Origin of the sequence: Modestobacter marinus, assembly GCF_019799945.1 — a bacterium.
GTDB lineage: Bacteria > Actinomycetota > Actinomycetes > Mycobacteriales > Geodermatophilaceae > Modestobacter > Modestobacter marinus_B.
The window spans coordinates 98,393-111,888 of the sequence record NZ_JABGCH010000018.1 but is presented as its reverse complement, the minus strand read 5'-3'; the positions used below and the strand labels follow the sequence as shown (position 1 = coordinate 111,888).

General features: G+C 76.2%; 13 protein-coding genes. 8 read left to right on the top strand and 5 right to left on the bottom strand.

From position 1 onward, the window contains the following. The first annotated feature begins 140 nt into the window (after positions 1–140). From HK417_RS15590 to HK417_RS15580, 3 genes are all read left to right on the top strand, one after another. Positions 141–452 (top strand): DUF1206 domain-containing protein, encoded by a 312-nt coding sequence (locus HK417_RS15590; RefSeq protein ID WP_222268050.1) that lies wholly within the window; start codon positions 141–143, stop codon positions 450–452. Positions 453–533: 81 nt separating this feature from the next. Then, on the top strand, positions 534–1,370 hold the full coding sequence (locus HK417_RS15585) for a DUF1206 domain-containing protein (protein ID WP_222268048.1): 837 nt from the start codon (positions 534–536) through the stop codon (positions 1,368–1,370). 7 nt (positions 1,371–1,377) lie between these two features. Then, on the top strand, positions 1,378–2,241 hold the full coding sequence (locus HK417_RS15580; RefSeq protein WP_222268046.1) for a DUF1206 domain-containing protein: 864 nt from the start codon (positions 1,378–1,380) through the stop codon (positions 2,239–2,241). Between the two features lie 4 nt (positions 2,242–2,245). Here HK417_RS15580 and HK417_RS15575 read toward each other — a convergent pair whose 3' ends face one another. Then, positions 2,246–2,596 carry an STAS domain-containing protein gene (locus HK417_RS15575; protein WP_222268044.1) on the bottom strand — a complete coding sequence of 117 codons (351 nt, stop codon included), beginning with the start codon at positions 2,594–2,596 and terminating at the stop codon, positions 2,246–2,248. 196 nt (positions 2,597–2,792) lie between these two features. Further along, on the bottom strand, positions 2,793–2,936 hold the full coding sequence (locus tag HK417_RS15570; protein ID WP_222268074.1) for a hypothetical protein: 144 nt from the start codon (positions 2,934–2,936) through the stop codon (positions 2,793–2,795). Between the two features lie 90 nt (positions 2,937–3,026). Here HK417_RS15570 and HK417_RS15565 point away from each other — a divergent pair, with 90 nt between their 5' ends. Beyond that, on the top strand, positions 3,027–3,335 hold the full coding sequence (locus HK417_RS15565) for a hypothetical protein (RefSeq protein WP_222268042.1): 309 nt from the start codon (positions 3,027–3,029) through the stop codon (positions 3,333–3,335). A 213-nt stretch (positions 3,336–3,548) separates the two neighbouring features. Further along, complete coding sequence (locus tag HK417_RS15560) at positions 3,549–3,929, top strand: hypothetical protein (protein ID WP_222268040.1); 381 nt, start codon at positions 3,549–3,551, stop codon at positions 3,927–3,929. 54 nt (positions 3,930–3,983) lie between these two features. On the opposite strand, the gene HK417_RS15555 is transcribed toward HK417_RS15560, so the two are convergent. Together HK417_RS15555 and HK417_RS15550 are read right to left on the bottom strand one after the other, a co-directional pair. Then, positions 3,984–6,944, bottom strand: a complete 2,961-nt coding sequence (locus HK417_RS15555) for a sacsin N-terminal ATP-binding-like domain-containing protein (protein WP_222268038.1) — start codon at positions 6,942–6,944, stop codon at positions 3,984–3,986. A gap of 89 nt (positions 6,945–7,033) precedes the next feature. Next, on the bottom strand, positions 7,034–7,669 hold the full coding sequence (locus HK417_RS15550; protein WP_222268036.1) for a helix-turn-helix domain-containing protein: 636 nt from the start codon (positions 7,667–7,669) through the stop codon (positions 7,034–7,036). Positions 7,670–7,910: 241 nt separating this feature from the next. Here HK417_RS15550 and HK417_RS15545 point away from each other — a divergent pair, with 241 nt between their 5' ends. Both HK417_RS15545 and HK417_RS15540 read left to right on the top strand, forming a co-directional pair. Next, positions 7,911–9,449 (top strand): aldehyde dehydrogenase family protein, encoded by a 1,539-nt coding sequence (locus HK417_RS15545; RefSeq protein WP_222268034.1) that lies wholly within the window; start codon positions 7,911–7,913, stop codon positions 9,447–9,449. Continuing rightward, positions 9,446–11,047 (top strand): GMC family oxidoreductase, encoded by a 1,602-nt coding sequence (locus HK417_RS15540; protein ID WP_222268032.1) that lies wholly within the window; start codon positions 9,446–9,448, stop codon positions 11,045–11,047. The genes HK417_RS15545 and HK417_RS15540 overlap by 4 nt, the downstream gene beginning before the upstream one ends. On the opposite strand, the gene HK417_RS15535 is transcribed toward HK417_RS15540, so the two are convergent. Next, on the bottom strand, positions 11,044–12,360 hold the full coding sequence (locus tag HK417_RS15535; RefSeq protein ID WP_222268030.1) for an MFS transporter: 1,317 nt from the start codon (positions 12,358–12,360) through the stop codon (positions 11,044–11,046). The genes HK417_RS15540 and HK417_RS15535 overlap by 4 nt on opposite strands. A gap of 73 nt (positions 12,361–12,433) precedes the next feature. Between HK417_RS15535 and HK417_RS15530 the strand changes: the two genes are divergently transcribed. Continuing rightward, the gene (locus HK417_RS15530) at positions 12,434–13,411 is read left to right on the top strand and encodes a GlxA family transcriptional regulator (RefSeq protein WP_222268028.1); all 978 of its coding nucleotides are present in this window, start codon (positions 12,434–12,436) and stop codon (positions 13,409–13,411) included. The last annotated feature ends 85 nt before the right edge of the window (positions 13,412–13,496 follow it).

The window sequence follows — 13,496 nt, the reverse complement described above, 5'->3', positions numbered from 1 at the left end:
CCCCAGCTCCGCAAAGTCATCCGCCGAGCCGAGACCATCAAGAGGGCGAAGGTTGCCTGACCCGGCACTAGCCCTGCCCGGCGGCCGGTGGCTGGTCGTCGCCGTCGCCGCGGTGGTCGTCGGCATGGGGCGCGCACCTGGTGCGGAAGGGCTGGCGGGCCGCCTTCACCGACGAGCTGGACCTCGCGCCGTTCCCGTCCGGGGTCCGCCGGCTCACCCGGGTGCTGTGCCAGCTGGCGTTCGTCACCAAGGGCGTCGCGGTGGTGCTGGTCGGCGGGGTGGTCGGCTGGGCCGCGGTCACCTTCGACCCGACCCGGGCCTCCGGGCTGGACGGCGCGCTCCGCACGATCGCCGGCACCTCGGCCGGCCCCTGGGTGCTCACCGCGATCGCGGCCGGCACCGCCGTGTACTCGGTCTACTGCTTCGCCCGGGCACGCCACCCGGTCGGCTGACCGTTCCCCAGGCGCGCGGCCCTCCGCCGTGCCACGCTGATCCGTCCCGCACCGGGGGCACACGAGCAGGGAGGAACGGCCGTGAACACGTCGGGTGGCGCGGCGGCTGCCGGCCGCGCGGGCAACAGCGACGCACTGGAGCACCTGGCCCGGGTGGGCCTGATCGCGCTGGGCATCGTCCACCTGCTGATCGCCTGGCTGGCCCTGCAGCTGGCCTGGGGCGGCGGGAGCGGGTCGGCCGACCAGTCCGGCGCGATGGCCACCCTCGCCGAGCAGCCCCTGGGCAAGCCGCTGCTCTGGGTGCTGACCGTGGGCCTGCTGGCCCTGGCGGTCTGGCAGCTGGCCGAGCTCACCCGCAAGGTGCCGGGCCTGCGCAGCACCGGTGAGGAGCGGAAGAAGGCGGTCACCGGCACGGTCAAGACGGTGGCCAAGGTGGTCGTGTACGTGTTCCTCGCGATCACCGCGTTCCGGTTCGCCTCCGGCGGCGGCCAGTCCAGCTCCGGGCAGGAGCAGCAGACGGTCGCCGGGGTGTTCGCCTGGCCCGGAGGACGGTTTCTGGTCGGCATCGCGGCCCTCGTCCTGATCGGCGTGGGCGTCTACCACGTGCACAAGGGCGTGACGAAGCGCTTCATGAAGGAGATCGACGCCGCGCAGACCTCCGCGGGTGAGCGCCGGACCATCGAGCGGCTGGGCCAGGTGGGCTACCCCGCGAAGGGCGTGGCGCTGGCCGTGGTCGGCGGGCTGCTGGGCTGGGCGGCCGTCACGTTCGACGCGGCCAAGGCCTCCGGGCTGGACGGCGCGCTGCGCACGCTGCTCGAGGCCCCGTTCGGCAAGGCGCTGCTCACCCTCGTGGCGCTGGGGATCGCGGCGTTCGGCGTCTTCGCGTTCTTCCGGGCCCGGTACCCCGAGCGGACCTGACCGACCGGTGCACGTCGTCCTGCAACGGGTGCACGACGCGGTCGCCTCCGCCCGCGGGGTCACCGACCACCCGGTGCTCGAGCACCTGGCCCGGGTCGGGCTCGTGGCGTACGGCGTCCTCCACGTGCTCATCGGCTGGCTGGCGTTCCGGATCGCCTGGTCGCCGCAGCGGCGCACCCCCGACGCCGACCAGACCGGGGCGCTGCAGACCGTGGGCAGCTCCCCCGGCGGCCGGGTGCTGCTGTGGGTGATCGGCCTGGGCCTGCTCGGGCTGGCGCTGTGGCAGGCCGGTGAGGTGCTGCGCTGGTGGACCGGGCTGCTGCGTCCCGGGCACCGGCTGCGGGTGGCCGTCGTCTGCGCGAAGTGTGGAGCGAAGGCGGTGGTCTACGCCGCCCTCGGGGCGACCGGGGTGCTGTTCGCCGCCGGCCTCGACTACCGGGCGGCCGAGCGGTTCCGCGCGCTCACCGACGAGGTGCTGCGCATCCCCGGCGGCGGGGCGCTCGTCGGGACGGTCGGCGTCGGCGTGGCCGCCGTCGGGCTGTACGTGCTCGTCCGTGGGGTGACCGGCGGGTTCATGAAGGACGTCGACCTGCACGCCGCGCCCGACCGGTGGGAGCCGCTGATCGAACGGCTGGGCGCGGTCGGCTACGTGGCCAAGGGCGTCGCGTTCGCCGTCGCCGGTGTGCTGCTGGTCTTCGCCGCGGCGACCGCCGACGTCTCGACCGCGACCGGCCTGGACGGTGCGCTGAACGCGATCGGCGCGGTCCGCACCGGGCGGTGGCTGCTCACCGCGGTCGCCGTCGGGTTCGCGGCCTTCGGGGTCTACGCGCTCGCCCGGGCCCGGTACCCCGACCGGGACCCGTCGACCTGATCCCTCACTCGTCGACGACGGTGAAGACGTCCCAGAGGCCGGTGATCTGCAGCGGGCGGACGACGGCGCGTGCCGTACCGCACTGCATGCGCAGGGTGCGACCGGCGGCCTCGGCGGCGCGGTGCGCGGTGGCCAGCGCGGAGAGCCCGGCGGAGTCGAGGAAGGACACGTCGCGCAGATCGAGCTCGACGACCTCGATGCCGGGACGGGCGAGGACCTCGAGGAGACAGCCCCGCAGGCCGGGGGCAGTCGCGGAGTCGACCTCACCGCTCACGGTGATCCGGCAACCGGTACGGGAGGGGGCCGCGGTGACGTCGATGCGCGTCGGATCGATGTCGAGGGGAATAGCGGTCATGGTCGCCTCCGGCGGTGGACCCGAGCAGTGCCGACGGCGGCGCCGCCGGCCTGTGCGCCGGGCAGGGTGCCCGGTCGCGGCTGGTGGTTGAACCGCACGATCGACGCTAGGGACGCGGTAGGTGATCCACAAGGGGGCGCGGCGTGGCGCTGGCCCGACACGCCGGGACGAAGGCCGTGCGCAGCGCCCGGACAGCTCAGCCCCAGACCTCCTGCGCGGTCTCGACGACCAGCGCGAGCTTCGCGATCTGCTCGTGTCGAGGGGCGTCGAGGAGCGCCGGCGGGTGGAGCAGGCTGCCGACGTGGTCGGCGCGGAACGGCGGGCCGGACAGCTCGGGCATGCGCTGAGCATGCCCGGATCCCGGACCGCCCACCGCCGGACCGAGCGAGCACCCGGACCGGCGCACAGGGACGGCGCGGATACTGGGGGCATGTCGAAGCGGGTCGTCGTCGCCGGGGCCGTGTGGGTCGTGCTGTCCGTCCTGGCGTTCCTCATCGACCCGATCCTCGGCGCCTTCGTGCTCCTCTTCGGCGGCATCGGCGTGGTCGTCGTCCACCTGGCCAGCACCTGGGAGGAGCACCCGGACTTCGCGGCGCGAGAGCAGCAGCGGGCCGCGAAGCGGAAGGCCAAGTGGGAGAAGAACAAGGACGTCCGCGAGCGCGACGCCGCCCGCTACGCCGAGCACAAGGCGCGGCAGGCGGAGAAGGTGCGCCGGCAGGCCGAGCGACACCCCTCCTGAGCGGAAACCCGTCGACGGCGGGCGCCGTCGTCCGTACCGTCCTCGGCATGGGCGACTTCGTGCGGATGCGCACCCGCTGAGCTGATCCGCGGGCGCTGCAGTGCAGCCCCGCCGTCCGCCGGCCCGTTCCGGCCGGCCGACCGCTCCCCCACCCGTTCCCGGCGTGCCCGCCGGACGTCGCGGGCACCCGCCAGTCCCCTCCCGGAGGCCCCCATGTCACGCCCCAGCCCGCTGCCCACCGGTCCCGCCGCCGAGGCCCGCGAGCAGCTGCCGGAGGACGCCCTCCCCGGCTTCGACCGCCTGGTGCACGCGGTCCTCGCGTCGCCCGGCGCCACCCGGCACCCGGCACTCGGCGCCGCCCTGCGCGGGCAGCTGCCCGGCACCGCCGGGGTCCGCTGGCTCCACGCGGAGGGCCTGCCCCCCACCGCCCGGGCGTCGGACCTCACCGCGGCCCACTGGCTGTCGCTGCACGAGACCTGGCAGGCCAACCACCAGGCGCCCCGGGACGGCGCCCGGCCCGCTGGGCGGGCCGGGCGGGCGGACAGCCGGCACGGCCACGCGCCCGGCGCGCAGGCGATCCCGCGGTACTTCTAGGCCCCGTCCAGAGGCTCGCCCCGAGCCTGCGAGGGGTGAGGAGGACGGGGTCCTTCAGCAGGTGACCGAGTCCTCGGCGGCCAGCCGGGCCTCCTGGTCCGGATGCGCGAAGGTCTCGGTGAGCGCTGCGCGCAGCGGCCAGGCCCCCGCCCGCCAGGCCAGGGCCCGGCCGAACGCCGCGGGGGTGCCGTCGACGGCGTCCGGGCCGCCGCTCGCGCCCGGCCACCAGGGCACCGGCCGGCCGCCGGTGACGGTGAGCTCGGCGTGCACGCCGATCTCGCCCGCCAGCTCGGCGACCCCGAGACGGGCGGCGGCCAGCCGCGCGCCCGGCACCTCCGCCCACGGCAGGACGCGCACCGGCCGGCTGGTCACCCGCGCCCGGCCGGCGAGCTCGCCCGCCAGCGGCAGGTCGAGCAGGTCCGCCACGGCGCCGGGCCGGCCGCCGGCCGGGACCAGCGGCTGGTCGACCAGCGGCTGCAACCAGGGCGCGTCGAGCACGACGGCGTCCGCGCTCACCCGGTCCGGCGCCACCCGCACGCGCTCGGGCGGCTCGACGTCGACGCCGTCCAGCGCGTCCGCCAGCTGGGCGTAGACGGTCCGCAACAGGGCCGGGGAGACGGTGCGGGCCGGGTCGCCGAGCCGGTCGAGAAGGTCGGCGGCGTCGTCGACGTCGGCCAGCACGTCGGCGAGCGCCGCCGGCGGCTGCAGCAGCTCCAGCACGGCAGGGTCCAGCCCCTCGGCAGGTTCGTACAGTCCCTGTAGCTCCGTGCTCCCCGGGTGCCGCAGCCGGTCGGGACGCCGGCCGCCGATCACGGGCGACGTGCGCAGCCACCAGCGCAGGTAGCCGGGCACGGCGGTGCCGCCCAGGTCGAGGTCCGCCCGCGCGGCCGCCGGCAGCACCGCCAGCAGCGGCAGCGCCCGCGGCCAGTCGCGCACCAGTTCCAGGTCCCGGACCGCGGTCAGCGCCGGCCACACCGGCGGCGGTGCACCGGCGGGCAGCCGGTCGAGGACGGCGTCCACCCACTCCTCGACCCGGTCGACGTCGAGCTCGTCCGGCTCGTCCGCGGTCACCAGCGCGAACGTGTCGAGCACCCCGACCGCCCGCAGCGCGCCGGGCTCGACGCGGCGGGCGAAGCGGCGGTCGACGGTGCCGAGCGCGCCCCGCTCGAGCACCCCGGCCAGCGGCGAGCCGGGCCGCACGAGCTCCCCGGCGGACGCCCAGCCGCCGTCGTCGTCCGGGAGCGCCAGCTCGGACAGCCACGGCAGCTCACCGGGCGCCGGCCCGGCCGCGGCGACCAGCGTGAGGACGGCGGAGGCCAGCGGCTCGACGTCCTCCCCGTCGTCGGCGCGGTCCAGTGAGCTCTCCACGGCGGCTCGCACGTCGGGGTCGGCGAGCACCGCCGCGGCGGTCGCGGGGCGGGCGCCTAGCCGTTCCAGCACCCGCCGGGCGCTGCCGGCCGCGGCGGCCGGGTCGGCGATCCGCAGGCCGAGCGGGGTGAGCCGGGCGGCCGGCAACGACTCGTCGGTCAGCAGCACCCCGGCCGGCGTCTGGGCCATCCGCCCGTCGGCCAGCGGCACCGGGAGGGCGGCGAGCTCGTCCCGGTCGGCGTCGGCGAGGGCGGCGTAGAGCGCGGCCCACCAGCCGGCCGGGCGCTGCACGCCGCGCACGGCGTCGACGACGTCGGCCAGCCCGATGCGGCGGACCCCGAGCGCGGTGAGCACCGCGGCGTCGGCGCGGCGGGACCACCCGGCGGGCAGCAGCCCGGGGACGACGCCGGTGAGGGCGGCGACCCGCTCGGGCGCCGGGTCGTCCAGGGCGACCGCCCGGCCGGGGCGCAGGGGCGGCTCGCCGGGATCGGCCGCGGGCAGCCACGCGGTGGCGGTGAGCCGGTCGAGGACGGCCCGGCACAGCGCGGCGTCGAGCTCCGCGGCGGCGAGACCGGCGCGCGGGACGAGGCGGAGCAGGACGGGGTCCGCCGGGAGGCCGGCGAGGAGCGCGGCATAGGCGTCGGCGGCGATCTCGACCAGGGCGTCGGTGACCGGGCCAGGGGCGACGTGCCGCCGGTCGGGACCGAGCGGGAAGGGGGCGACGAGTCGGGCGGGCAGGGACAGCGGCTCGTCGCTCGGGGTGGGCGCGTGCAGCACCTGCCGGCCGGTCAGCGGCTGCGCGCAGCCGTCGTCGTCCACGGGCACGGCCCAGGTGAGCGTGTAGCCGCGGCGGTTGCGCTCCTCCACCGGCCGGTCGGCGACCAGCTCGGCGGGCAGGTCGCCGGAGCGGGTGAGCACGCGCCAGGCCGTCGTGAGGTGGCCGTCGGTGAGCAGGGTGGTGTTCCCGGCGGCGTCACGGGCCAGGGTGCGGGTGGCGCCGTCGTCGACGACGTGGATCTCGGCGAGTGCGGGCAGGGTGAGCAGCAGCTCCGCGTCGAGGGCCCGCAGTCCCTCGCGCACCACCTCGACCGCGCCGGCGCGGAGCGGGAGGACCACCTCGGTGGCGAAGCCGTTGGACGGCTGCCCGGTGGTTGCGAAGGGCAGGCGGAGGACGGGGACGGCGCCGTCCCGCCGGGCCAGCTCCTCGCTGAGCGCCGGGATGGTGGCGACCGCGGCCCGGGTCTCGTCGGCGCTGAACCGCACCGAGCGGTCGGTGGAGACGACGGCGGGCTCGTCGCTGACCGCGAGGACGGCGGCGAACCCGACCCCGAACCGGCCGACGCTGCTCCCGGTGTCCCGCTTGGCCGAGGCGCGCAGGGTGCACAGCGCCTGGACGCCGGCGTCGTCGAGCGGCGCGCCGGTGTTCGCCGCGCGCAGCGTCGTGCCGCGCAGCTCGAGACGGAGCAGCCCCGCGACGCCGGCACGCGCCGCGGCGTCGGCGGCGTTCTGCGCGAGCTCGACGAGCAGCCGGTCCCGGTAGCCGCCGCGGACGAGGTCCTCCTCGGCGTTGGCGTCCTCCCGGAAGCGCGCCGGGGAGTCGGTCCAGGCGGCGAGCACCCGGCGGCGGAGCTCAGCTGGGTCGGCCATCCGCGCAGTATCCCGCTCCGCCCCCGGCGCGTCCCGCGTCGTGCGGAGCGCCAGGCAGCTGCGCCCGACCGGGGGTCGCGGCTGCAGGATCAGCCGAGGTCGCAGCGGCAGGCGCACTCCTCGACGTGCGGGGACACGAGCTCACCCGCGAGCAGCAGCGGCGCGCAATCGGCGGGACACGTGCAGTGCCACTGCGGAATTCGCCACGGCCCTGCCGACTCGCGGCGTCGGCGGGCGTCCTCCACGCGTCGCCGCGACACCTCCGCCTGCCGGTGGGCCCGGCGCTCGGCCGGCGAGTCCCCGGGCTGCGGGCGCTGGTGGTCCACCGGCGTGCCGTGCCGCTGCCGGTGGTGGTCGCGCGCGCCCCGCGACCGATCGAACGTGTACCACGGCTGCTCGCGGCTGTACCGATCCGGATCGTGCCACCAGTGATCGTCCCCGTAGCGGGTGTCCAGGTGAGCGGGGAATCGGCGCCCCACCCCGTCCTGGACTGCGTCCTCGGCCATGCACGGGACCACGGCGCCGTCCTCGTCCAGCAGGGCGAGCCGGAGCCGAGCGAGCGCCGCAGCCGCCAGCAACACGCGCACGGAGAGGTCCCGCCGACCGCTCTCGGCCTGTGCCACCGCCGACTGCGACACCTGCAGCCGCCCCGCCAGCTCGCGCTGGGAGAGGTCGGCCGTCCGCCGGATGCGACGGAGGGCGCCTGGGAGGCCGAACTCGGGCACAGCGGGAGCATGGTGCGACGGCACGGGTCCGGGAGCGCCGCGCACCGTCCTGTGGACAGCCGCCGGTCTGTGGACAGCCCCCGGCACACCTGTGGTGTCCCGATGCTCGTGCTCTGAGTGCCCGGGGCACTCAGAGCACGAGCGTCCGGAACCCCAGCACCCGGGCCGCAGCACGCACACGGGCGGATGACCGCGAACACACGGCCGATGCGTCCCACTACTCGCGGGTAACCTGCGCCACATGTCGCTCAGCGAGGAGTTCGACACGGCCACGGCGTCGACCGCGGGGACCGTCGACCGGCACGGCACCACGGAGACCTTCGAGTCGACCTCCCCCGGCACGGGCGCCGTCGTCGGCGTCTTCCCCGTGCACGACGCGGATGCGGTCGCCGAGACCGTCGCCCGGGCTCGCCCGGCCGCCGAGCACTGGGCCGCCCTCGGCTTCGGCGAGCGCAAGCTCCGGCTCGCCGCCTACCGCGGCTACCTCGCCCGCCGGATCCACGAGCTGGCCGACCTGGTGCACCGGGAGAACGGCAAGCCGCACGCCGATGCGGTCCTCGAGATCACCCTCGCGATCGACCACCTCGCCTGGGCCGGCGCCCACGCCCCGAAGACGCTCGGCCTGCGCAAGGTCCGGGCCGGGCTGCTCGCCGCCAACCACGCCGCCTACCTGGAGTACCGGCCGCTGGGCGTGGTCGGGGTGATCGGCCCGTGGAACTACCCGGTGTTCACGCCGATGGGCTCGATCGCGTACGCGCTCGCCGCCGGGAACGCCGTCGTCTTCAAGCCCAGCGAGTTCACCCCCGCCGTCGGCGTCTGGCTGGCGGCCGCGTGGCGCGCCGCCGTCCCCGACGGTGCCGACGTCCTCCAGGTCGTCACCGGCGCCGGCCGGACCGGTGCCGCGCTCTGCCGCGCGGGCGTCGACAAGCTCGCCTTCACCGGCTCCGCCCCCACGGGCCGCCGGGTCATGGCCGCCTGCGCCGAGACGCTCACCCCCGTGCTCCTGGAGCTCGGCGGCAAGGACGCGATGATCGTCGACGACGACGCCGACGTCCCCGCGGCCGCTGACGCCGCCGTCTGGGGCGCGCTGAGCAACGCAGGCCAGACGTGCATCGGCATCGAGCGGGTCTACGCCACCGACGCCGTCTACGACCGGTTCGTCGTCGAGGTCACCGCGAAGGCCGGGGAGCTCTCCGCCGGCGCGCACGAGGGGGCGCACTACGGCCCGATGACCATGCCCGGCCAGGTGGACGTCGTCCGCCGGCACGTCGAGGGCGCACTCGCCGCCGGCGGCCGCGCCGTCGTCGGCGGGACCGTGGACGGCGCCCTGATCGCGCCGACCGTCCTGGTCGACGTGCCCGCCGACGCCGACGCCGTCCGCGAGGAGACGTTCGGCCCGACGATCGTGGTCAGCCGGGTCGCGGACGCCGAGGAGGGCCTGCGGCAGGCCAACGCGTCGGTGCACGGGCTGGCCGGCGCGGTGTTCTCCGGGTCCAAGCGCCGTGCGCTGGACCTGGCCCGCCGGATGAACAGCGGCATGACGTCGGTGAACTCGGTCCTGACCTTCGCCTCCGTGCCCGCGCTCCCCTTCGGCGGCGTCGGCGAGAGCGGCTTCGGCCGCATCCACGGCGAGGACGGGCTGCGCGAGTTCACCCGCGCGAAGGCCATCACCCGCCAGCGCTTCCCGCTGCCGGTGGACCTGATGAGCTTCACCCGCCCGGAGGCCGCCGCCGACGTGCTGGCCCGGGTCATGGGCCTGGTCCACGGGCGGCACAGATGACCGAGGAGTTCGACGTCGTCGTCGTGGGCGCCGGCTCGGCCGGCTGCACGCTCGCCGGCCGGCTCTCCGAGGACCCCTCGGTGCGGGTGCTGCTGCTGGAGGCCGGCGGGTCGGACGACGTCCTGGAGGTGCAGGTCCCGGCCGCCCTCTACAAGCTGTGGCGCACCCGCCGCGACTGGAACTACGCCACCGACCCGCAACCCGGCCTCGGCGGGCGGGAGCTGTTCTGGCCGCGCGGCAAGCTGCTCGGCGGCTCGTCCTCGATCAACGCGATGATCTACGTCCGCGGCGCGGCCGCCGACTACGACGAGTGGGCGCGGCTGACCGGGGACGAGGGCTGGTCGTATGCGAGCGTGCTGCCGCTGTTCCGGCGCAGCGAGGACAACGCCCGCGGCGCCTCGAAGCACCACGGTGTCGGCGGGCCGCTGCGCGTGGAGGACCTGCGCTCGCCGCACCCGTGGAGCCGCGCCGTCGTGGAGTCCGCCGTCGCCGCCGGCTTCCCGCGCAACGACGACTTCAACGGTGCCCGCCAGGAGGGCGTCGGGCTGTACCAGGTGACCCAGAAGCGGGGCCGCCGGTGGTCCGCGGCCGACGCGTTCCTCAGGCCGGCGCTGCGCCGGCCCAACTTGACCGTGCGCACCGGCGCGCACGCGACCCGCGTGCTGCTGTCCGGGAGCCGGGCGACCGGCGTCGAGTACCTGCAGGGCGGACGGCGGCACACCGGGCACGCGTCCGCGGAGGTCGTGCTCGCCGGCGGCGCGGTCAACTCCCCGCAGCTGCTGATGCTGTCGGGCATCGGGCCGGCCGACCACCTGCGCTCGGTCGGCGTTGAGGTGCATGCCGACCTCCCCCGCGTCGGCGCCGGGCTGCAGGACCACCCGCTTGTGCCGACGGTCTGGCACGTCCGCTCCGGAAGGTCGCTGTTCCGCGCCGAGTCGCCGGCGGGGTACGCGCAGTGGTTCGGCGCCCGCCGCGGGCCGCTCACCTCGAACCTGGCCGAGTCCGGGCTGTTCACCCGGTCCTCGGACCAGTGGGCCGAGCCCGACCTGCAGTACCACTTCCTGCCGGTCAAGTTCTGGCGGCAGGCGGAGGTCGACCCGGAGGTCGACGCGTTTACCGCCGCGACCGTCCTGGTGCACGTGCACTCACGCGGCTCGGTGCGGCTGCGCTCGGCCGACCCCACCTGGGCGCCGGCCATCGACGCCGGCTACCTCACCGACGAGCGCGACCTCGAGGCGCTGGTCACCGGCGTCGAGCGGTCGCGGGAGTTCCCCTCGGTCGGGCCGCTGGCCAAGGTGCTGGCCGACGAGTGGTCACCCGGCGGCGCGGTGCGTGGCCGCGCCGCGCTGCGGGAGAAGGTGCGGCAGACACTCGAGTCGCTGTACCACCCGGTGTCGTCCTGCCGGATGGGCACCGATGACCTCGCGGTGGTCGACCCCCGGTTGCGGGTGCACGGCGTGGACGGGCTCCGGGTGGTCGACGCCTCGGTGATGCCGACGCTGGTGCGCGGCAACACGAACGCCCCGACGATCATGATCGCCGAGCGCGCGAGCGACCTCATCCGGCAGTCCCTCGGCGCCAGGTCGCCTGTCGGCTAGCCGTGGGCCTCGGCGGCGGCTGCGGGCGTGGGGGCGATCGGGAGGGTCGTCTCCGGGTCCGCGGGCCGGCGGCGGATCGAGATGGACAGCACCGAGGCGACCAGGCACAGCGCCGCGGCGGCGTACCAGGCGCCGTCGTAGGAGCCGGTGACGTCCCGGACGACGCCCGCGCCGAACGCGGCCAGCGCGGCACCCACCTGGTGCGAGGCGAACACCCAGCCGAACACCACCGGCGCCCGCGCCCCGAAGTACTGCCGGCACAGCGCGAGGGTCGGCGGCACGGTGGCCACCCAGTCCAGCCCGTAGAAGACGATGAACGCGATCATGCTGGCCTGCACGTCCGTGCCGAACAGCTGCGGCAGCAGGAACAGCGACATCCCGCGCAGCCCGTAGTAGGCCAGCAGCAGCACCCGGGGGTCGAGCCGGTCGGTGAGCCAACCGGAGAACACCGTGCCCGCGACGTCGAAGATGCCGACCACCGCCAGCAGCCCCGCGGCCGTGGTCACCGGCATGCCGTGGTCGTGCGCGGCGGGGATGAAGTGCGGCTGCACCAGCCCGTTCGTCGACGCCCCGCAGATCAGGAAGCCCCCGGCGAGCAGCCAGAACGGCCGGGTGCGCACGGCGTTGGCCAGCCCGCGCAGCGCCGTCCGGGCCGGGTTGCCGTGCACCGGGTCGACGTCGTCCGCGGGCGTGCCGCCGAACGGCGCGACGCCCAGGTCACGCGGCCGGTCCCGGAGCAGCCAGGCGACGAACGGGACGACGGCGAGCGCGGCCGCCGCCGTCCCCAGCGCCGCCGGCCGCCATCCCCACCGCTCGTCGACCACGGCCACGACCGGCAGGAACACCAGCTGCCCGGTCGCGCCGGCGGCGGTGAGCACGCCGGACACCAACCCGCGGCGGGCGACGAACCACCGGCCGGTCACCGTGGCCACCAGGGACATCGCCATCGACCCGGTGCCCAGCCCGACGAGCACGCCCCAGCACAGCACCAGCTGCCAGCTCGCCGTCATGCCGACCGTCGCCGCGCTGCCGGCCGCCACGACGAGCAGCGCGGTGACCACGACCCGCCGGATGCCGAACCGCTCCATGAGCGCCGCGGCGAAGGGCGCGGTGAGGCCGTACAGCGCCAGGTTCACCGCGACGGCGGCGGAGATCGTCGACAACGACCAGCCGAACTCCTCGTGCAGCGGGGCGATGAGCACCCCCGGGACCGCGCGGAACGCGGCCGCGCCGAGCAGCGCCAGGAAGGTCACCGCCGCCACCCACCAGGCGGGGTGGATCCGTCGGGTGCGGGGCGGGAGCACGGCGGTCACGTCAGGAGATCCTGCCGGGCCGGACGGCGATCGAAGAAGTGGCCCGACGGCCATCCTCTGCAAGGATCCGGCCATGGCTGTGCACGAGGTCGCCGTCCTCGCCCTGGAGCGCACCATCTCCTTCGAGCTGGGCCTGCCGCACGCCTTCCTCGGCGGCGCCGTGGACGCCGCCGGTCAGCCGTTGTACCGCGTCCGCGTCGCCACGGTCGACGGCGGCCCGGTCCGGACGTCGGCGGGCTTCGCGGTCCAGCCCGACCACGGCCTCGAGCTGCTGGAGACGGCCGGCACCGTCGTCGTCCCCGGGGTGTACGGCGGGCCGCAGATGGACGACGGCACGCTCGACCGCGACCTGGCGCAGGCGCTGACCCGGGCCACCGGCCACGCCCGGATGGTCTCCATCTGCACCGGGGCCTTCGTGCTCGCCGCCGCCGGGCTGCTCGACGGACGCCCCGCGACGACCCACTGGCTGCACGCCCCGGCGTTCGCCGCGCTGTTCCCCCAGGTGCACCTCGACCCCGGTGTGCTCTTCGTCGACGACGGCGACGTGCTCACCTCGGCCGGCAACGCGGCCGGCATCGACCTGCTGCTGCACCTCGTGCGCCGGGACCACGGCAGCGAGGTGGCGACGGCGATCGCCCGCCGCCGGGTCGTCGCCCCGTGGCGGGACGGCGGGCAGTCCCAGTTCATCGAGCGCCCGCTCCCCCAGCCCGGGGACACCGGCACGGCGGCCACCCGCGCGTGGGCACTGACCCGGCTCGCCGAGCCGCTGACCCTGGAGGACCTCGCCGGCCACGCCTCGATGAGCGTGCGCACCTTCACCCGCCGGTTCCGCCAGGAGACCGGCGTGAGCCCGGCCCGCTGGCTGGTGCAGCAGCGGGTGGCCCGGGCCCGGGAACTGCTCGAGTCGACCGACGCACCGGTCGAGCGGGTCGCCGCCGACGCGGGGTTCGGCACGACGGCGTCCCTCCGGCAGCACCTGCACGACGTGATCGGCGTGGCGCCGCTGGCCTACCGGCGCACGTACCGGGGAGCCCGCCCCACCCCGATGTGATCAGGGACTCCACCCGGTGACCGGATGCGTCTGGCAGAGTGAGGGCACCGGCGCCGCCCCCCGCTCATCCGAGAGCGGGTGGACT

What these genes read in the sequence shown, in the direction of transcription:
- HK417_RS15575 (WP_222268044.1), bottom strand. Translation starts at nt 2,596, where the DNA reads ATGACCGCTATTCCCCTCGACATCGATCCGACGCGCATCGACGTCACC.
- HK417_RS15570 (WP_222268074.1), bottom strand. Translation starts at nt 2,936, where the DNA reads ATGCCCGAGCTGTCCGGCCCGCCGTTCCGCGCCGACCACGTCGGCAGC.
- HK417_RS15560 (WP_222268040.1), top strand. Translation starts at nt 3,549, where the DNA reads ATGTCACGCCCCAGCCCGCTGCCCACCGGTCCCGCCGCCGAGGCCCGC.
- HK417_RS15565 (WP_222268042.1), top strand. Translation starts at nt 3,027, where the DNA reads ATGTCGAAGCGGGTCGTCGTCGCCGGGGCCGTGTGGGTCGTGCTGTCC.
- HK417_RS15530 (WP_222268028.1), top strand. Translation starts at nt 12,434, where the DNA reads ATGGCTGTGCACGAGGTCGCCGTCCTCGCCCTGGAGCGCACCATCTCC.
- HK417_RS15555 (WP_222268038.1), bottom strand. Translation starts at nt 6,944, where the DNA reads ATGGCCGACCCAGCTGAGCTCCGCCGCCGGGTGCTCGCCGCCTGGACC.
- HK417_RS15540 (WP_222268032.1), top strand. Translation starts at nt 9,446, where the DNA reads ATGACCGAGGAGTTCGACGTCGTCGTCGTGGGCGCCGGCTCGGCCGGC.
- HK417_RS15545 (WP_222268034.1), top strand. Translation starts at nt 7,911, where the DNA reads ATGTCGCTCAGCGAGGAGTTCGACACGGCCACGGCGTCGACCGCGGGG.